This window comes from Nocardia yunnanensis (genome assembly GCF_003626895.1).
Lineage (GTDB): Bacteria > Actinomycetota > Actinomycetes > Mycobacteriales > Mycobacteriaceae > Nocardia > Nocardia yunnanensis.
On record NZ_CP032568.1, the window covers coordinates 1,488,881 to 1,510,409 of the forward strand.

2 protein-coding genes (1 of these 2 only partly in view) are annotated in these 21,529 nt (G+C 72.1%); both read left to right on the forward strand.

The genetic code is table 11. From position 1 onward, the window contains the following. On the forward strand, positions 1-2,613 hold the end of the coding sequence (locus D7D52_RS07055) for a non-ribosomal peptide synthase/polyketide synthase (protein ID WP_120735582.1). The gene continues 15,522 nt to the left of window position 1, outside the view; only the last 2,613 of its 18,135 coding nucleotides appear in the window; its start codon lies off the left edge, out of view; the stop codon is at positions 2,611-2,613. Then, on the forward strand, positions 2,613-21,524 hold the full coding sequence (locus D7D52_RS07060) for a non-ribosomal peptide synthetase (RefSeq protein WP_120735583.1): 18,912 nt from the start codon (positions 2,613-2,615) through the stop codon (positions 21,522-21,524). The genes D7D52_RS07055 and D7D52_RS07060 overlap by 1 nt, the downstream gene beginning before the upstream one ends. Positions 21,525-21,529: the final 5 nt, after the last annotated feature.

The window sequence follows — 21,529 nt, forward strand, 5'->3', positions numbered from 1 at the left end:
GCGTTCCCGGTGCGTGAACGGCACCGGCAGGCCGTGCCGATCGGCGCGCCCGCCTGGAACAGCCGTGTCTACGTGCTGGACGCCCGCCTGTCCCCGGTCCCGGTCGGCGTGCCCGGCGAGCTGTACCTGTCGGGCGCGCAGCTGGCCCGCGGCTACTTCGGCCGGCCCGCCCTGACCGCCGACCGCTTCGTGGCCGACCCGTACGCCAGCGGACGCATGTACCGCACCGGCGATATCGTCCGCTGGCGCGAGGACGGCGCGCTGGAATACGTGGAGCGAGCCGACTTCCAGGTCAAGATCGGCGGATTCCGCATCGAGCTCGGCGAGGTGGAGACCGCGCTGCGCCGCCGCCCCGGCGTCACCGCCGCGGTCGCCGTCGCCCGCGACACCGCCGACGCCGGCGCCTGCCTGGTCGCCTACGCGGCGGTCCCCGGCGCCGCGCCGGAGCGCCGTGAGGAGATCGCCTCCGCCTTGCGCGCCGCGCTGACCGCCGAGCTGCCGCGCTACATGGTCCCGGCCGCGCTGATGGTCCTGGATGCCCTGCCGCTCAACGCCAATGGCAAGGTCGACCGGGCGCAGCTGCCCGCGCCGGGCTTCACCGTGGCGGCCTACCGCGAGCCGGTGACCGCCGTCGAGCGAGCCGTCGCGGCGGGCTTCGCGGAGGTCATCGGCACGCCCGGCGAGGTCCGCGTCGGCCTCGACACCGACTTCTTCGCCCTGGGCGGCAATTCGCTGATGGCGACCCGCCTCGCCGCCCGGCTGGGCTCGGATCTCGGTGTGCGCGTGCCGGTCTCGGCGCTGTTCGAGACGCCGACCGTGGCCGGCCTGGCGACCTGGATCGCCGACGCCGACCCCGCCGACGCGCTGCCGCCGCTGGTCCGGCGCACCGGCCCGGGTCCCGCCCCGCTGTCGCTGGCCCAGCAGCGCATGTGGGTGCTCAACCGCCTGCGCCCGGAATCGGGCGCCTACAACGTGCCCATGGCCATCCGGCTCACCGGCACGCTCGACCGGAGCGCGCTCACCGCCGCCCTGCGCGATGTGCTGGCGCGGCACGAGATCCTGCGCACCCGCTACCCCGAGATCGACGGCGAAGCCGTGCAGGTGGTGCTCGAGGTCGGCGAGCCGGCGGGCGAGCTGACCCCGATCCCGGTGTCCGAGCACGACTTGGCGGCCCGCCTGCTCGAGGTGGCGACGACCGGGTTCGATGTCACCGCCGCCCCGCCGGTGCGCGTGGCGCTGTTCGAACTGGCTGCCGACGAGCACGTGCTCATCGTGGTGTTGCACCACATCAGCGCCGACGGCTATTCGGTGCTGCCCATGAGCCGGGACCTGGTGCTGGCCTACACCTCTCGCACCGCCGGTGCGGCCCCGGCCTGGACGCCGCTCGAGGTCCAGTACGGCGACTACGCCGCCTGGCAGCGCGCGGTGCTCGGCTCCGATGCCGATCCCGAGAGCCTGCTGTCGCGGCAGCTGGCCTTCTGGGTGAACGAATTGTCCTCGGCTCCTGACCAGTTGGATCTGCCCACCGATCGCGCTCGCCCCGCCCGGCGGGAAATGCTGGGCCGGACAATCGATTTCGAGATCGATTCGGACACCGTCGAACACCTATCGACCCTGGCCCGGGCGCACGGCGCGACCCTGTTCGGCGTCGTGCACGCGGCGTTCGCGGTGCTGCTGGCCAAACTGTCCGGCCAGCGCGACATCTCGGTCGGCGTCCCCGTCGCCGGTCGCGGCGAGCGCGCCCTCGATGACCTGATCGGCATGTTCGTCAATACCGTGGTGCTGCGCACCGAGGTGGACGGCAAACTGACCTTCACCGACCTGCTGCGGCAGGTGCGCGATCGCGATCTGGCCGCCTTCGACCATGGCGACGTCCCGTTCGAGCGGGTCGTGGAGGCGGTCCTGGCCGCCACCGGCCGGGCCCGTTCGGCCGCGGTCAACCCGCTGTTCCAGGTGGCCTTCGCCTTCCAGAACATGACGCCGGTCTCGGTCGAGCTGCCCGGGCTGACGGTGGCCGCGCTCGAGCCGGAGCTGATCGAGGCCAAGTTCGACCTGCAGCTCACCGGCATCGAGAAGCACGACGAGACCGGCCGCGTGGTGGGTCTGGACATGCGATTCGGTTATGCCACCGACATTTTCGACGCCGACTCGGTGCGCCTGCTGGCACAGCGCCTGCGCCTGGTGCTCGACGCCGTGGTCGCCGATCCCGAGGTGTCGTTGCGGGCCATCGACATCCGGACCGAGGCCGAACGCCACCGCCGGCCCGGTGCCGGTGCGCCGAAGCTGGAAAGCCCGGCGCCGCACCAGGCGCCGGCCGATCTGCCCGCTCTGATCGCCGCCGCCGCGGCCGCCGCCCCCGAAGCGGTCGCCTTCGCGCACGGCGAGCACTCGGTGACCTACCGCGATCTCGCCGAGAAGATCGCCGTCACCGCCCGCGCCATGGGCGCCGCCGCGAAGCCGGAGGCGTTGGTCAACGTGGCACTCGCCGGGCTGGTGCCCGGCATTCTGACCGCCCTCGGCGCGGCCGGTCTCCCTCGGGCCCTGAGCACGCTCACCGCGGACGCGCAGGCTCGGATCCTTCGCTCGGAAAGCACGTCGGAAGGAAGCCTCTGATGCACTACGCAGAGTCCATCGCCACCAACCGGACCGGACGGGTCGGCGCCCTGCGCCGGGCCTACGGGGTGGGCGACCTACCATGCCTGATCGGCGTGGTGGCCGACCTGGACGCCGACCGGGTGGCCTTGCGCTACGCCGGCGACACCGTGGCCTACGGCGTCCTGGCCACCGAGATCGCCGCGCTGAGCGAGGCCATGGGCGGTGCGCTCGAACCCGAGGCGCTGATCCAGGTGGTGGTCTCCGGTCAGCTGCCCGGCCTGATGGACGGCGAGGCCGGCGGTCTGACCGCGGCGCTGGAAGCGCTCGTCGACGACGCGGTGCTGGCCGCCGCCGACGTGCTGGACCCGAAGCTGGCCCCGGTCGAGACGCTCACCACCCAGTTCCGCGCCCAGGTCCAGCGCACCCCCGACGCGGTGGCCATCGACTACGAGGGCCAGATCCTCACCTACGCCGAATTCGCCTCCCGCGTCACGGTTCTCGCCCACCACCTGCGCACCCTGGGTGTGGGCCCGGACGTGCTGGTGGGCCTGGCGGTGCGCCGGTCGTTCGAGCTGCTGGTCGGCATGTACGCCATCCTGGAGGCCGGCGGCGCGTACGTGCCGATCGACCCCGATCACCCGGCCGAGCGCACCTCCTACGTGCTCGAGGTGGCGCAGCCCGCGGTGGTGCTCACCACCACCGCCGACCGCCCGCCCTTCGATATCGCCGCCCCGGTGCTGGCCATCGACGAATTCGAGGCCACCGCACGGGAACTGGGCGTCAGCGGGGACCGGCTGCTGTCGCCGGCCGACGATCCGGAATCGGCGCAGCCCGGCCCGGACAATCTGGCCTACGTCATCTTCACCTCCGGCTCGACCGGCCGCCCCAAGGGCGTGGCCATCCCGCACCGCGCGGTCATCGCGTTCCTGCGCTGGCAGCAGCGCCAGTTCCGGCTCACCGATCAGGACGCGGTCCTGTTCAAGACCTCCACCACCTTCGACGCGTCGGTGTGGGAGATCTTCTGGCCGTTGCAGGTCGGCGCGCGGGTGGCGATGACGTCGCCCACCGGGCACCTGGATGCCGCCTACCTGGTGCGCGTCATTCGCGAATCCCGGGTCACCACCGCGTTTTTCGTGACCTCCATGCTGGCCGCGCTGGTGGGCGAGGTGATCCGCAGCGGCGAGGAGATGCCCGATTCGCTGCGCTACCTGCTCACCGGCGGCGAGACCGTCCCCGTCGGAACCGCCGCTGACTTCCGCAGCGTCAGCGGCGCCACCCTGTTCGACGTGTACGGCCCGACCGAGTCCACCGTGCTGGCCACCTCCCACGAGGTCACCGCCGCCGACGTCGACTCCATCCCGATCGGTCAGCCCGGCGACGACGTCGACGTACTGGTGCTGGACGAGGATCTGCGCCCGGTGCCGCCTGGTGTGGTGGGCGAGCTGTACATCGCGGGCCCGCAGCTGGCGCGCGGCTACGCCGGCCGCCCCGGTCTGACCGCCGAACGTTTCGTCGCCAACCCCGAGGGTCCGGCCGGCGATCGCATGTACCGCACCGGTGACCTGGTGCGCTGGGTGTCGAACGCGGACAACGGTTCCGACGAGCTGGAGTACGTGGGCCGCAGCGACTTCCAGGTGAAGATGCGCGGCCAGCGCATCGAGCTCGGCGAGGTGGAGGCCGCGCTGCGGCGCTCGCCCGCGGTCGCGCAGGCGGTGGTGCTCATGCACACCCGGCCCAGCGGTGAACAGGCCCTGGTGGGTTACGTGGTCGCGGCCGCCGGTCACGAGATCGACAGTGCCGCCGTGCTTTCCACCGCCCGCACCCACGTGCCCGAGTACATGGTGCCGACCCTGCTGGTGCCGCTGGCCGAATTCCCGCTCAATGTGAACGGCAAGGTCGACCGCCGCGCGCTGCCGGAACCGGATTTCGCCGACGCGGCCGCCGCCTACCGCGCCCCGGCCACCCCCGCCGAGGAAGCGGTCGCGGCCATCTTCGCCGATCTGCTCGAATTGCGCACCGTCGGCGCGGACGACGACTTCTTCGTGCTCGGCGGCAATTCGCTCATCGCCACCCGCGCCATCGCCCGCATCCGGGAGGCCCTCGGCGTGCACGTGGACGTGCGCGATTTCTTCGAACGGCCCACCGTCGCCGCCCTGGCGGCACTGGGCGAGGGGGCGACCGGGACCGTCCGGCCGCCGCTTACCGCGGGCCCGCGCCCGGATCACATTCCGCTCTCGCCCGCCCAGCAGCGCATGTGGTTCCTCAATCACTACGCGCGCAGCGAATACGACCCCACCGCGGACGAATTCGATCCGTCGGCGGTCGACAACATGCCGTTCGCGCTGCGGCTGCGCGGTGACCTCGATCCCGGCGCGCTGGCCGCCGCCTTCGCCGACGTGATCGAGCGCCACGAGTCGCTGCGCACCTACTACCCGGCCACCGAGGCGGGCCCCGCCCAGGTGGTGCTGCCCGAGGCCGCGGTGGATCTCACCCCGCGCGAGGTGCCCGAGGATCAGCTCGCCGCGACCGTACTCGCCTTGGCCGCACAGGGATTCGACGTCACCGCCGAGGTGCCGCTGCGTGCCAGGCTGCTGCGTTCGGGTCCCGGTGATCACACGCTGGTGGTGGTGGCCCACCACATCGCCGCCGACGGCGCGTCCATCGGGCCGCTGGTGCGCGACCTGGTGATGGCCTACCTGGCCCGGCAGTCCGGCCAGCGTCCGCAGTACGAGCCGCTGGCCGTGCAGTACGCCGACTACACGCTGTGGCAGCGCGCCTGGATGGGTGACGAGGCCGACCCGGAGTCGGTGTCGGCGCGCCAGATCGCCTTCTGGGCGAGCGAACTCGCCGACCTGCCCGTTCAGATCGACCTGCCCGCGGACCGTCCGCGCCCGGCCGTCTCCAGCTTCCGGGGCGCCACCTTCGAGACCGTGCTGGACGCCGAGCTGCGGGCCGCGGTCGACAAGGTGGCCGCCGCGCACCGCGCCACCCCGTTCATGGTGCTGCACGCCGCGCTGGCCGCGGTGCTGGCCCGGCTGTCCAATACCGGCGACATCGTCATCGGCAGCCCGGCCGCCGGCCGCGGCGACCAGGCCCTCGACGATCTGGTCGGCATGTTCGTCAATACCCTGGTGCTGCGCACCGAGGTGCGCGGCGCGGACTCCTTCGAAGCGCTCCTGGGGCATGTGCGCGATCGCGATCTGCGCGCCTTCGCCCACCGCGACGTCCCGTTCGAGCGCCTGGTGGAGGTCCTCAACCCGCCGCGCGCCCGCAATCGCCACCCGCTGTTCCAGGTGGCGCTGTTCATGCAGAACCTGAGCGGGCTGAACGCCTCGCTGCCGGGGTTGAGCGCCGAGCAGCTCGCCTTCGATCCGGGCATCGCCAAATTCGACCTGCAGCTGACCGTCGTCGCCGACGGCGACCGCTATCGCGTCGAATACACCTACGCCGCCGATCTTTTCGACGATCACACCGTCCGCGAGTTCGCCGCCAAGTTCACCCGCCTGCTCTCCGCGGCCACCGCCGACACCGAGCGCCCGGTCGGCGATATCGAACTGCTGGACGCGGGGGAGCGCGATTACGTGCTCTCCAGCTGGAACGCCACCGGCGCCCGCGTCCCGGATCTGTTTCTGCACCAGGGATTCGACGCCCAGGTCGCCCGCACGCCGAAGGCGCGCGCCCTGGTCTTCGGCGACACCGAACTCACCTACACCGAGCTGTCCGAGCGCGCCAACCGGCTCGCCCGTCATCTCATCGCGGCCGGCGTGGGCCCGGAATCGCTGGTGGTGCTGGCCATGTCGCGCTCGGTGGAGCTGGTGGTCGCCATGTACGCGGTGCTGCACGCGGGCGGCGCGTACGTGCCGGTGGACCCCGCGCATCCGGCCGAGCGCATCGCTCACATTCTCGCCACCGCGAACCCGCACGCCGTGCTGACCACCCGCCGCGACGGGTTCACCGCGCCCGAAACCGTCGAGGCGGCAACCTATTATCTCGACGAGCTGGATCTCGCCGACGTCTCCGCGGCCAAGCTCGCCGACCGGGAGCGCCGCGCCCCGCTGCATCCGGACCACCCGGCCTACGTCCTGTTCACCTCCGGCTCCACCGGCAAGCCCAAGGGCGTCGCCGTCACCCACCGCGCCATCGCCAACCAGCTCGCCTGGATGCAGGCCGAGTACGGGGTGCGCGGCACGGATGTCTACCTGCAGAAGACCGCCACCACCTTCGACGTGTCGCTGTGGGGCTACTTCCTGCCGCTGCGCGCGGGCGCGACGCTGGTGGTCGCGACCCCTGACGGGCATCGCGATCCTCGCTACATCGCGGAAACCATTGCGCGCCACGGTGTCACGCTCACCGACTTCGTGCCGTCCATGCTGGCGGTCTTCGCCGCGCACGCCGAGGCCGGCGAACTCGACTCGCTGCGCGATGTGTTCGTCATCGGCGAGGCGCTGCCGCCGGAGACGGTGTCGGCCTTCTGGGCGGTCAGCGACGCGGGCGTGCACAACCTGTACGGCCCCACCGAGGCCGCGGTGTCCATCACCTTCCGGGAGGCGCATCGCTCCGACACCCTGGCGGTGCCGATCGGTGAGCCCGAGTGGAATTCGCAGGTATTCGTGCTGGATGCGCGGCTGCGGCCGGTGGCCATCGGCGTCCCCGGCGAGCTGTACCTGGCCGGCGTGCAACTGGCGCGCGGCTATCACGGCCGCGTCGACCTCACCTCGGATCGCTTCGTGGCCAACCCGTTCGGCCGCCCCGGCGAGCGCATGTACCGCACCGGCGACCTGGTGAAGTGGACCGAGGACGGCGAACTGGTCTACCTCGAGCGCCTCGACTTCCAGATCAAGTTCCGCGGCCAGCGCATCGAACTCGCCGAGATCGAGAGCGCGCTGCTGCTGGCCCCGGAGGTGTCTCAGGCCGCCGTGCGCCTCGTCGACGCCGACTCCGGCGACTACCTGGCCGGCTACGTGGTGGCGGCCCCGGGCGCCGACCCGGACCCGGAGGCCCTGCGGGCGGGCCTGACCCGGTTGCTGCCGTCCTACATGGTGCCGACCGCGCTGCTGGTCCTGCCCGAGCTGCCGCTCAATTCCAGCGGCAAGCTCGACCGCAAGGCGCTGCCCGTTCCCCAGCTGCGCGCCAGGGCCTTTCGTGAACCGGTCGATCCTGCCCAGCATCTGGTGGCGGGAGTGTTCGCCGAGGTGCTCGAGCTGGAGCGCGTCGGCCTGGACGACGATTTCTTCGCGCTCGGCGGCAGCTCGCTCGACGCGGCCCGCGTGACCTCTCGCATCGGCGCGGAGCTCGACGCCCGCGTCCCCGTGCGGCTGCTGTTCGAGGCGTCCTCGGTCGAGGGTCTCGCCGCGCTGCTGGCCGCCGCCAATCCCGATGCGGCCCGGCCCCGGCTGGCCGCGCGCCCGCGCCCGCAACGCATTCCGCTCTCGCCCGCCCAGCAGCGCCTGTGGTTCCTCAACCGCCTCGAGGCCGAGGACGGCGAGCACAGCGTCTACAACCTCCCGATCGTGCTGCGCCTGACCGGACAGCTGCGCATCGCCGAGCTCGAGCAGGCCGCACTGGATGTGCTGGGCCGCCACGAGTCGCTGCGCACCGTCTACCCCGATTCGGAATCCGGCCCGTACCAGGAGATCCTGGACATCGCCGACGTCGGCCTGAGCCTGAACCCGATCCTGGTTCCCGCCGCCGACCTGCCCGGCACCGTCGCCGCCTTCGCGGCCGCCGGTTTCGACGTGACCCGCGAACTGCCGTCGCGCATCGGCCTTTTCCTGGCCGACGAGGACGGCGACACCCCCGAATACGTGCTGGCGGTGGTCGTGCACCACATCGCCGCCGACGCGCTGTCGCTGTCACCGCTCATCGGCGACCTGATGCGCTCCTATCTGGCCCGGGTCGCGGGCCAGGAGCCCGGCTGGGAGCCCCTGGCCGTGCAGTACGCCGACTACAGCCTCTGGCAGCACGAACTGCTCGGCGACGCCGAGCAGCCCGGCAGCCTCGCCCACCAGCAGCTCGAGTTCTGGCGTGAGACCCTGGCGGGCCTGCCGCCGCAGCTGGCCCTGCCGGCCGATCGCCCGCGCCCCGCCGTCGCCACCAATGCCGGTGCGGCCGTGCCGTTCTCGGTCGACGACGCCGTGGCCGCCGGACTGCGCGAGCTGGCCCGGGCGCACGGCGTCACCCTGTTCATGGTCGTGCACGCCGCCTTCGCGGCCCTGCTGGCCCGCGTCTCGGGCGCCGCCGACATCCCGGTGGCGTCCCCGATCGGCGGCCGGGGCGACCGCGAACTCGACGCTCTCATCGGCATGTTCGTCAACACCCTGGTGCTGCGCACCCGGGTGGACGCCGACCGGCCGTTCACCGAGCTGCTGGGCCGGGTGCGCGCGGCCGATCTGGCCGCCTTCGCCCATGCCGAGCTGCCCTTCGAGCGCATCGTGGACGCGCTGGACGTCGACCGCACCACGGGTGCGCCCCCGCTGGCGCAGGTCATGCTGTCGTTCAATGATGCCCGGATGAGCGGTGGCGCCGGCGCTTTCGCCCTGCCCGAGCTGTCGGTCACCCCGGTCGAGATCGACGACCCGACGGTGAAATTCGATCTGCACCTGGTGGTCGGTGAACTCGGCGACGGCGCCGGACTGACCGGCAACCTGCGCTACGCCACCGAGATGTTCGACGCCGCCACCGCGGCCGCGCTCACCGAGCAGTTCGGCCGCCTGCTGGCGGCCGTGGCCGCGGATGGCACCGTGCCGGTCGGCGAGATCGACATCCTCGGCGACGACCAGCGCGCACTCGTCGTCGATACCTGGAACGACACCGCTTTCGATGTCGACGCGGCACTGGGCCTGGCCCCGGAATCCGCCGGCGACGCCAAGACCCTCATCGCACTGTTCGAACAGCAGGCCGCCCGCACACCCGACGCGATCGCCCTCACCTTCGAGGGTGCGAGTCTGACCTACGCCGAGTTCGCGAGCCGCGTCCACCGGCTGGCCCGCTGGCTGATCAGCGAGGGCGTCGGCCCGGAATCGCTTGTCGCCCTGGGCATGCGCCGGTCGCTGGACCTGCTGATCGGCATGTACGCGGTCTCCGCCGCCGGTGCGGGATACCTGCCGCTGGATCCGGACCACCCGGCCGACCGCCTCGAGTACATCCTCGACACCGCCGACCCGGTCACCGTGCTGACCTCCGGCACGGACCTGCTGCTGGACACCGCCCAGGTGCGGATCGACCTGCTCGACCTCACCGGCGTGCCCGACGCACCCCTCACCGACGCGGATCGCGTGGCGCCGCTGCGGGATTCCAACACCGCCTACGTCATCTTCACCTCCGGCTCCACCGGCCGCCCCAAGGGCGTCGCCGTCAGCCACGCCGCCATCGTCAACCGCCTGGTGTGGGGTCGGGCGGCGCACGGCCTGACCGCCGCCGACGTCGTGCTGCAGAAGACCCCGATGACGTTCGACGTCTCGGTCCCGGAGTTCTTCCTGCCCTTGCAGATCGGCGCGCGCCTGGTGATCGCCAAGCCCGACGGGCACACCGATCCGGCGTATCTCGCCGAACTCATTGCCCGCGAGGGCATTACGGTCGCGCATTTCGTGCCGTCCATGCTGACCGTGTTCGTGGCCGAGGAGGCCGCCGCGCACTGCACCTCGCTGCGGATCGTCTTCGCCTCCGGTGAGGCGCTGTCCGCCAAGCCCGCGCACCGTCTGCGTGAGCTCACCGGTGCGGAGCTGCACAACCTGTACGGCCCGACCGAGGCCGCCGTCGAGGTGGCCTACCACCGCGTCACCGACACCGACGTCGACGCCGTGCCGATCGGCCGCCCGACCTTCAATACCCGTCTCTACGTGCTCGATTCGCGTTTGCGACCGGTCCCGGTCGGTGTCGCGGGCGAGCTGTACCTGGCCGGTGATCAGCTGGCCGTCGGCTATGTGGCGCGGCCGGAGTTGACGGCGGATCGCTTCGTGGCCAACCCGTTCGGCACTTCCGAGCGGATGTACCGCACCGGTGACCTGGTGAAGTGGAACCGTGACGGCGAGCTGGAATATCTGGGCCGCACCGACTTCCAGGTGAAGCTGCGCGGCCTGCGCATCGAACTCGGCGAGATCGAGGCCGCGCTGACCGCCCACCCCGCGGTCGCCCAAGCCGTGGTCGTGGTGCACGGTTCCGGCGCCGACGCCCAGCTGGTCGCCTACCTGGTCCCCACCGCCGGTGCGGAGATCTCGGTGCCGGCGCTGAAAGCCGGACTGGCGCAGCGACTACCGGTCTACATGGTGCCCGCGGTCCTGATCGCCCTGGACGCCTTCCCGGTCAACAGCTCCGGCAAGCTGGACCGCGGCGCGCTGCCCGCCCCGGCCGCCGCCACCGCCGCCTTCCGCGCGGCCACCGGCGGCGAGGAGCGGATCGTCGCGGAGGTCTTCGCCGCATTGCTCGGCGTGCCCCGGGTCGGCGCGGACGACGACTTCTTCTCCCTGGGCGGCAATTCGCTCATCGCCACCCAGCTGGTGGCCCGCCTGGGCAAGGCCGCCGGCGTGCGGATTCCGCTGCGCGCGGTGTTCGAGGACGCCACCGTCTCGGGACTGGCCGCCAGGATCCGCGCCGCCGACGCCGAGGCACTGGTCGAGCTCCCGCCCGTGGTCACACAGGAACGCGGCGAGCGCATTCCGCTGTCCATCGCCCAGCAGCGGCTGTGGTTCCTCAACCGCTTCGACGTTCGCGACGGCTACACCATTCCGTTCGCGCTGCGCCTCAGCGGCGCACTCAATATCGAGGCCATGGCCGCGGCTGTCGCCGACGTGGTGGACCGCCACGAGACGCTGCGCACCATCTACCCTGAGCACGACGGCCAAGCCAGCCAGCTCGTCCTGCCCGCGGGCACCCGTCTGATCGACCTGGTTCCCGAGCCGGTCACCACCGCCGAACTGCCGGGCCTGGTGGAATCGGTGGCGCGCACCGCCTTCGACGTCACCGCCGAGGTGCCCTTCCGCATCCGGCTGCTCGAACTCACCGACGAGCCCGGCACCCACCTGCTGGTCCTGGTGGTGCACCACATCGCCGCTGACGGCTGGTCCTTCGGCCCGCTCACCCGCGACATCGCCACCGCATACGTGGCCCGCTGCGCCGGTGAGACCCCGCACCTCGCCCCGCTGCCGGTGCAGTACGCCGACTACGCGCTGTGGCAGCGCGCCGCTCTCGGCAGCCCCGAGGACCCGGAATCGGTGTTGGCCCAGCAGCTCTCGCACTGGACCCGCCGGTTGCACGGCGTTCCCGACGTGCTCGCACTGCCCACCGACCGTCCCCGGCCCGCCGTGGCCAGCGGACGCGGCGCGGGCTTCAGCGGCCGTCTCGACGCCGAATTGCACACGGCCGTCCTGGCTTTCGCGGCCGAACGCCGGGTCACCCCGTTCATGGTGCTGCACACCGCGCTGTCGGTGACGCTGGCGCGGCTGTCCGGCAGCACCGACATCGTGATCGGCGCCCCGGTCGCCGGCCGCGGCGACGAGGCGCTCGACGATCTGGTCGGCATGTTCGTCAACACCCTGGTGCTGCGCACCGAGGTGCGACCGGATGCGGCCCTGGGCGACCTGCTCACCCAGGTCCGCGACACCGACCTGACCGCCTTCGACCATGCCGTGGTGCCCTTCGAGATGCTGGTCGAGGCGGTGAATCCGGTGCGCTCCCAAGCGCATGCGCCCCTGGCCCAGGTCACGCTCACGCTGCAGAACCACCACCGCCCCAGCATCGAGCTCAACCGCCTCGCCATCGAGGCGCTCACCGTGGACGCCACCGCCACCCAGTTCGATCTCGACTGGACGCTGGCGGAGACCACCGGCGCCGACGGCGCGCCCGGCGGCATCGACGTCTACATCACCTACGCCACCGACCTTTTCGACGCCGACACCGTCGGCGGTTTCCAGGACACCTTCGAGCGCGTGCTGCGGGCGCTGCTCGCCGACCCCCGCGTCACCGCCGGTGACGTGGAGATCATGTCGCGCGCCGAACGCGGCACGCTGCTGGTGGAGCGCAATGCCACCACCCGGCCGCTGCCCGCCGAAACCCTCGCCGGCCTGCTCGACGCCCGTGCCGCCCAGGATCCCGACGCGGACGCGCTCGTCTTCGAGGGCGAGCGGATCGGCTGGGCGGAACTGGCCCGGCGGGCCAACCGCCTGGGCCGCCTGCTGATCGCGCACGGCGTCGGCCCGGACGCCGTGGTCGGCGTCACCGCCGAACGCTGCGTCGACATGGTGGTGGCAATGTATGGCGTGGTGGCCGCGGGCGCGGCCTACGTGCCGGTCGACCCCTCCCATCCGGCCGACCGCATCGCCCATGTCCTGGGCACCTCGAACGTCACCCTGGCGCTGTCGGTCGGCGGTGCGACACTGCCCGAGCCGGCGGGCGTGCGTGTGCTCGACATCGCCGAGCTCGCGGAATCCGGTGCGCTGGAGGTGTTCTCGGACGCGCCGATCACCGACGCGGACCGCCTCGGCGTGCTGCGCCCGGACAACCTCGCCTACGTGCTGTACACGTCCGGCTCCACCGGCCTGCCCAAGGGCGTGGCCACCAGCCACCGCGCCATCATGAACCAGCTGCGCTGGCTCGAGGAGCGCTACGGGGTCACCCGCGCGGACCGCATCATGCAGCGGGCCCCGCTGGCCTTCGACGTCTCGGTGTGGGAGTGCTTCCTGCCCGCCATGGTCGGTGCGCCGCTGGTGATTCCGCGTCCGGGCCCGCTGGACCTGGACTACCTGGCCGGACTCATGCGCGAATTCGGCGTCACCATCGCCGAGCACGTGCCGTCGGTGCTGGCCGCGCTGATCGCCGAGGGTCACGGCGACGCCCTGCGCTCGTTCCGCCACCTGCACACCGGCGGCGAGGCGCTGCCCGTCGAACTGCTGGGCCGCCTGCGCGATCTGGTCGGCGGCGCCGTGCACAACGCCTACGGCCCGACCGAGGCCGCGATCTCGGCCGTCTACCACGAATTCTCCGACGCCGACCCGGATTTCGAGGTGGCCATCGGCCGCCCGAACTGGAACACCCGCGCCTACGTGCTCGACGCCCGCATGCGCCCGGTGCCCAGCGGCGTCGTCGGCGAACTGTATCTGGCGGGCGCCCAGCTGGCCCGCGGCTATCAGGGCCGCGGCGCGCTGACCGCCGACCGGTTCGTGGCCGACCCGTTCGGCGTCCCCGGCACCCGCATGTACCGCACCGGCGACCTGGTGCGCTGGAACCGCGCCGGTGACCTGGTGTACATGGGCCGCAACGACTTCCAGATCAAGCTGCGCGGTCAGCGCATCGAACTCGGCGAGATCGAGGCCGCCCTGCTGTCCGCCCCCGCAGTGACCAACGCGGTGGTGCTGCTGGCCAAGGACACCGGCGGCGCGGACTGCCTGGTCGGCTACGTCTCCGGCGACCGGGTCGACTCCGACGCGGTGCTGGCCCACGCCCGCGCCCAGCTGCCCTCCTACATGGTTCCCGCCCATGTGGCGGTGCTGGAGTCCATGCCGCTCACCACCGTCGGCAAACTCGATCGCGCGGCGCTGCCGCCCGTCGAATTCACCGCGGCCACGGTCGCCTACCGGGAACCCGCGCCGGGCGCCGAAGCGACCATCGCCGCACTCGCCGGGGAGCTGCTCGGCGGCATCACCCTCGGCGCGGACGACGACTTCTTCACGCGCGGCGGCAATTCGCTGCTCGGCATGCGCCTGATCGCCCGCGCCAATGCCGCCCTCGGCACGGAACTCGGTGTGCGCCAGCTGTTCGAGGCCCCCACCGTAGCGGGGTTGGCGGCGCTGGCCGTCGCCGCGGGCCCCGGCCTGCCGCTGCGGCGGATGCCGCGCCCGGAGCGAATCCCGTTGTCCCCGGTGCAGACCCGCATGTGGCTGCTCAACCGGCTGGACCCCGAATCCGCGGCCTACAATCTGCCCGCCGCGGTCCGGATCACCGGCGCGATCGACACCAGCGTGCTGCTGGCGGCCTTCGCCGACGTGGTCGGCCGGCACGAGTCGCTGCGCACCCTCTACCCCGCCGACGCGGACGGCACCGGCTACCAGCTGATCCTGCCCGCCGAGACCGCGCCGCTGCCGCTGGAGATCCACACCGGTCCCGGCGCCGCCGATCCGGCCTTCCTCGCCGCCTTCGCGGCCACCGGCTTCGACGTCACCACCACCGTGCCGATCCGCGCCGCGCTGCTGCGCGAATCCGAGCACAGTCATGTGCTGCTGGTGGTGCAGCATCACATAGCCGGCGACGGCTCCTCGACGAATCCGCTGCTGCGCGACACCATCACCGCCTACCTGTCGCGGGCGGCCGGGCACGCACCGGAGTGGACCGAACTGCCCGTGCAGTACGCCGACTTCGCCCTGTGGCAGCGCGCCAAGCTGGAACTCGTCGGCGACCGCGAGCTGGCGTTCTGGTCGCAGACCCTGCGCGACCTGCCCGACGAACTGCCGCTGCCCACCGACCGGCCCCGCCCGGAGGTGGCGTCCGGGCACGGCGCGTACCTGCACACCACCGTGGACGCCGAGCTGGCCGCGGCCGTCGAGCGAATCGCGGTGGCGCACAACGTCACCCCGTTCATGGTGTGGCACGCCGCGCTGACCGTGCTGCTGGCGCGCCTGTCGGCGACCACCGACATCGCCATCGGCACCCCGATCGAGGGCCGCGGCCACGCCGCCCTCGACGATCTGGTCGGCATGTTCGTCAACACCCTGGTGTTGCGCACCCGGCCGGACCTGGGGCGCGGCTTCGACGCCCTGCTGGCGCGGACCCGGGAGGCCGATCTGGCCGCCTTCGACCACGCCACCGTGCCCTTCGATCAGGTCGTGGACGCGCTCGGCGTGCCGCGCACCCAGGCCCGCAATCCGTTGTTCACCGTCGCCCTGGCCTACATGAACCTCGACGCGCCGGCCTACTCGGCGCCCGGCCTGACCTTGGCGGGCGTCGACTTCGAAGCGCCCGTGTCGCGCTTCGACCTCCAGCTGACCGTCTCCGACCAGCCGGACGCCGACGGCCGGCTGGCCATCGAATGGAACTACGCCACCGACCTTTTCGACGCCGAGACCATCGCGTCCTTCGCCACGCGCATGGACCGCGTGCTGCGCGCCGTGACCGCGGACGCCACCGCGCCGATCGGCGACATCGAGCTGATGGACGCGGACGAACGCCGCGACGTCCTCGAACGGTGGGGCGCCCAGGGCATCGACGCCGGCGAGTCCGACCACACGCTGTCGAGCCGGTTCGATCGCGCGGTGACCGCGCACGCGCACCGGGTGGCGGTGTGCTTCGGCGACGAGCGGCTCACCTACGCCGAACTGGACCGGCGCGCGAATCGGTTGGCGCGCAGGCTGATCGACACCGGCGCGGGCCCGGAGTCGCTCGTCGCGGTCCTGCTGCCGCGCTCGGCCGAGCTGGTGGTCGCCCTGCTGGCCGTGCTCAAGGCCGGCGCGGGCTATGTGCCGCTGGATCCGTCCTCCCCGGCCGACCGACTCGCCTACGTGCTCTCGGATGCCAAGCCCACCAGTGTGATCACCGATTCGACCGTGCGGACGGAGCTGCCCGAGGGCCTGGACATCGTGCGGCTGGACGACGATTCGCGGGACTGGCCGGACACGCCGATCACCGACGCCGACCGGCGTGCGCCGCTGCGTGCCGCCCACCTCGCCTACGTCATCTACACCTCCGGCTCCACCGGCCGCCCCAAGGGCGTGGCCGTGGCGCACCGGAACGTGGTGCGGCTCATGGACAACATCGTTCCCGAGTTCGGATTCGACGCCGAGGACGTGTGGACGCTGTTCCACTCCTACGCCTTCGACTTCTCGGTGTGGGAGCTGTGGGGCCCGCTGCTCTACGGCGGCAAGCTCGTCGTCGTCGACTACTACGTTTCCCGCTCGCCGGAGCAGTTCCTGGAGCTGCTGCGCCGCGAGCAGGTCACGGTGCTCAACCAGACGCCGTCGGCGTTCTACCAGCTCGCCGAGGCCGACCGCCACGCCACCGCCGACGCACTGCCGCCGCTGGCGCTGCGCTACCTCATCCTCGGCGGCGAGGCCCTCGAACTGCGCCGCCTCTCGGACTGGGTTGCCCGCCACGGGGATTCGCATCCGCGGGTGGTGAACATCTACGGCATCACCGAGACCACCGTGCACGTGTCGCATCGACCGCTGGACGCCGGCATCATCGCCGCCGCCACCGGTTCGATGATCGGCCACGCGATCGCCGGCCTGCACGTGTACGTGCTCGACGAGCGACTGCGCCCGGTGCCGGTCGGCGTCGCGGGCGAGCTGTACGTCGCCGGTGCGCAGCTCTCGCGCGGCTATCTGGGCCGCCCGGACCTGTCGGCCGCCCGGTTCGTGGCCAGCCCCTTCGGCGGGCCGGGCGAGCGGCTGTACCGCTCCGGCGATGTGGCGCGCTGGAACCGCGCCGGTGAACTCGAATACCTGGGCCGCGCCGACGATCAGGTACAGGTGCGCGGCTTCCGCATCGAGCTCGGCGAGATCGAGGCCGCCGTTCTGGCCCAGCCGGGCATCGCGCAGGCCGCGGTCATCGTGCGCGAGGACCAGCCGGGCGATCTGCGGATCGTGGCCTACGTGGTGCCCGACGCCGGCGTCGCCCCGGTGCTGGACGCGGTGCGCGACGGCGCCGCGGAACGGTTGCCGTCCTACATGATTCCGTCGGCCCTCGTGGTGGTGGACCAGATTCCGTTGACCGTCAACGGGAAGCTGGATCGCCGCGCGCTCCCGAAGCCCGAACTGCGCACCGCCGAGTACATCGCACCGCGCACCGAGGCGGAGCGCACGGTCGCCGAGGTGGTGGCCGGCGTGCTCGGCCTCGAGGACGCGCAGCGGGTGGGTCTCGCCGACGACTTCTTCGAACTCGGCGGAAACTCGCTCACCGCAACGCAATTGGCCGCCCGGCTGACCGCCGCGTTCGACGTCCACATCCCCGTACGCGCCGTGTTCGAGCACACCGGGATCGAGGCGCTGGCCGCCGCCGTGCTGGCCGTCGAGCGGACCCCCGCCCGGCCGCCGCTGGTGCCGCGCACCGGGGACGGTCCGGCGCCGGTTTCGCTGGCGCAGCAACGCATCTGGTTCCTCAACCGCCTGGATCCGGACTCCGCCGCCTACAACATCCCGCTCCCGATCCGCCTGACCGGCGAACTGGACGTGGCGGCGCTGCGGGCCGCGATCGCCGACGTGGTGGTCCGCCACGAGGTGCTGCGCACCGTCTACCCGGAGACCGCGACGGGTCCGGTGCAGGTGGTGCTGCCCGCCACCGCGGTCGCGGAACTGCCCGCGCTGGAACCGATTCCGGTCACCGAGCAGACGGTCACCGCGGCGGTCGCCGAACTCATCGGACAGGGTTTCGACGTCACCGCGGCGGTGCCGCTGCGGGCGGCGCTGTTCCGGCTGGCCCCCGAGGATCACGTCATCGTGGTCGTCATGCACCACATCGCCGGCGACGGTTCGTCGCTGGCCCCGCTGGCCCGCGACGTCATGCTCGCCTACGCGGCGCGCAAGTCCGGGACCGCTCCCGCCTGGCCGCCCCTGCCGGTGCAGTACTCCGACTACGCGGTGTGGCAGCACGAACTGCTGGGCTCCGAGGACGATCCGACCTCGCTGGTCTCCCGTCAGCTGGCGTTCTGGACCGAGACCCTGGCCGGACTGCCGCCGCTGCTCACCGTGCCCGCCGACCGGCCCCGGCCGGTCGTGCTGGACACCGAGGGCCGCCGGGTCGACTTCGCCATCGACCCCGAAACCCACGGCGCTCTCGCGGAATTGGGCCGCACCGCCGGCGCGACGCTGTTCATGACCGTGCACGCCGCCTTCGCGGCGCTGCTGTCCCGGCTCACCGGTTCGACCGATATCGCGGTCGGCACCCCGGTCGCCGGGCGCGGTGAGGCGGCGCTGGACGATCTGGTCGGCATGTTCGTCAACACCCTCGTGCTGCGCACCGAGGTGGCCCCCGCCGAGAGCTTCACCGAGCTGGTCCGGACCGTCCGGGCCCGCGACGTGGCCGCGTTCGACAATGTGGACGTGCCGTTCGAGCGCCTGGTCGAAGTGCTCAACCCGGAACGCTCCACCGCGCGCCACCCGCTCGTGCAGGTCGGCTTCACCTTCCACAACCAGGATCAGGCCGCGCTCGACCTGGACGGGCTCGGGGTCTCGGCCGTCGAATTCGACACCGACGTCTCGCAGTTCGATCTGCACCTGATCGTCACCGACCGCCGCGACGCCGACGGCGCCCCGGCCGGGATGACCGCGACCATGACCTACTCGACGGCGCTGTTCGAGGAGGCCACCGTCGCCGGCTTCGCCGAGCGCCTGGTGCGGCTGCTGTCGGGTGTCCTGGCGAATCCGCACACCCCGATCGGGGACGTCGACATTCTGGGTCCCGCGGAATCGGCACGGCTGCTGCGGGATTGGAACGCCACCGGTCCCGCCTTCCCGGTCGCCGGCCTGCTCGACGCCTTCGACGCGCAGGTGCGGCGCACACCCTTCGCCATCGCGGTCGTCGAGCAGGGACGGTCGCTGACCTACCGCGACTTCGCCGAACGCGTCGACCGCCTGGCCCGGGTGCTGATCGGCGCGGGCGTCGGACCGGAAAGCCTGGTGGCGCTGGCGCTGCCACGCAGTCTCGAACTGCTGGTCGCCATGTACGCCGTGGTGCGGGCTGGCGGCGCGTACGTGCCGCTGGATCCCTCCCATCCCGCCGAGCGCACCGCCATGGTGCTGGAAACGGCCGCACCGCGGGTGGTGCTGACCGGGACGCGCGGGATGGCGCTGCCGGACGGGCTGGCGTCGCGCACGAACGTGATCGACGTGGCGTGCGCCGACGATCAGTCGTTGCCGGGCAACGCGATTCGCGACGAGGAGCGGCGGGCGCCGTCCTCGCCGTGGGATCCCGCCTACGTCATCTTCACCTCCGGTTCGACCGGCAAGCCCAAGGGCGTGACGGTGCCGCACGCGGCGGTCGCGCATCAGCTGGACTGGATGCAGTCCGAATACCGGCTGGGCGCAAGCGATTCGGTGCTGTGGATGACCTCGGCGGCCTTCGATCTGTCGATCTGGGAACTCTGGTGGGCGCTGCGCACCGGCGCGCATCTGGTGCTGGCTCCCGAAGGGGCGCAACACGATCCGGAGGGACTGCTGGAGCTGGTCCGGCGGGAATCGGTCACCACGCTCACCCTGGTGCCGTCGCTGCTGGCCATGCTGGTCGACGTCGCCGGGGCGGCACTGCCGGCCTCGTTGCGCCGATTGCTGGTGATCGGCGAGGCGCTGCCCGCGCAGACCCTGCGGCGCGCGAAGACGGCGACGGCCGCGCGCATCGACAACCTGTACGGGCCGACCGAGGCCGCGGTGTCGGTCACCCGTTTCCGCACCGACACCGAGATCCACCAGGCCGTGGTGCCCATCGGCACCCCGGAGGCGGGTTCGCGGGTGTTCGTTCTCGACGACCGGCTGCGGCCGGTGCCGGTCGGCGTCACCGGCGAGCTCTACCTCAGCGGAGCGCAGCTGGCCCGCGGCTACCACGCCCGCCCCGACCTCACGGCGGAGCGGTTCGTCGCGGATCCGTTCGGCCCGGCCGGGTCTCGCCTCTACCGCACCGGCGACCTGGTGCGCTGGACCCGCGCCACCGGCGAAACCGAGGGCGGCGTACTGGAATTCGTGGAACGCCGCGACTTCCAGGTGAAGGTGCGCGGCTACCGCATCGAACTGGCCGAGATCGAGCACGCGCTGCGCTCGGACCCCGCGATCAGCGATGCGGTTGTCGTCGTGGACGGCACGGGGGAGACGGCCCGGCTGGTCGGCTACTTCGCCGCGGCCGGCGCCGATCCGGCACGGGTGCGCGCCCGGCTGACCGGACTGCTGCCCAGCTATATGGTGCCCGAGGCGCTGATAGCGCTGGACGCGGTGCCGCGCAATGCCAACGGCAAGGTCGATCGGACCGCGCTGCCCGCACCGGAATTCGCGCAGCGCACCTATCGGGCCCCGGTGACCGCGACGGAGACCGCCGTCTGCGCGGTGTTCGCCGAGGTGCTGGACGCGGAACGAATCGGGTTGGACGACAACTTCTTCGAGCTCGGCGGCAATTCGCTGCTCGCGGTCCGGCTGGCCACCCGGCTGGGTGAGGAGCTCGGGCAGCGAGTGCCGGTCGTGCTGGTCTTCACCGCCTCCACGCCGGGCGAGCTGGCGGGAGCGCTCGGCGCGCCGGGCGGCTTCGACACCGACGCCGCGTTCGGCGTGCTGCTGCCGATCCGCCCGGCCGGAACCGGGGCGCCGCTGTTCTGCGTCCACCCGATCGGCGGTGTCGCCTGGTCCTTCGCGGGCCTGGCGGCGCATCTCGACGAAGACCGGCCGATCTACGGTCTGCAATCGCCGACCCTGGCCGCCGATGTGCCGCTGCCGGATTCGATCGAGGAGTGGGCGGCGCGCTACGTGCGCGAGATCCGCGCGGTGCAGCCGGAGGGGCCCTACCACCTGCTCGGCTGGTCGCTGGGCGGTGTGCTGGCCCACGCCATGGCGGTGCGGTTGCAGGACGAGGGCCAGGAGGTCGCGACCCTCGCCATGCTGGACAGCTCGCTCGACAGCGAGGTCGACGCCGAGGACGCGGTCCCGGTGACCGAACTGCTGGGCGAGGTGCCGGGACTGATCGACGTGGAAGCCGAAATCGGCGCGGACCGGATCGCCCGGATCCTCGCCGGCGCCGCCGCCGCGTTCCCGCTCATCGGCGCTTACCGGCCGCGCCGCTTCAAGGGCGACCTGCTGTATTTCCATGCCGCGCTGGACGATCCGAGCGGCGCCGTCGGCGTCGCCGGCTGGACCGACGCCATCGACGGCGTTCTCGAAAACCATGCCGTGCCGACCACCCACTGGCGGATGACCTCGCCCGACGCGCTCGTGCGGATCGCCCGGGTGCTGAACGCCGTCGCTCCCCGGATCTAGAAAGG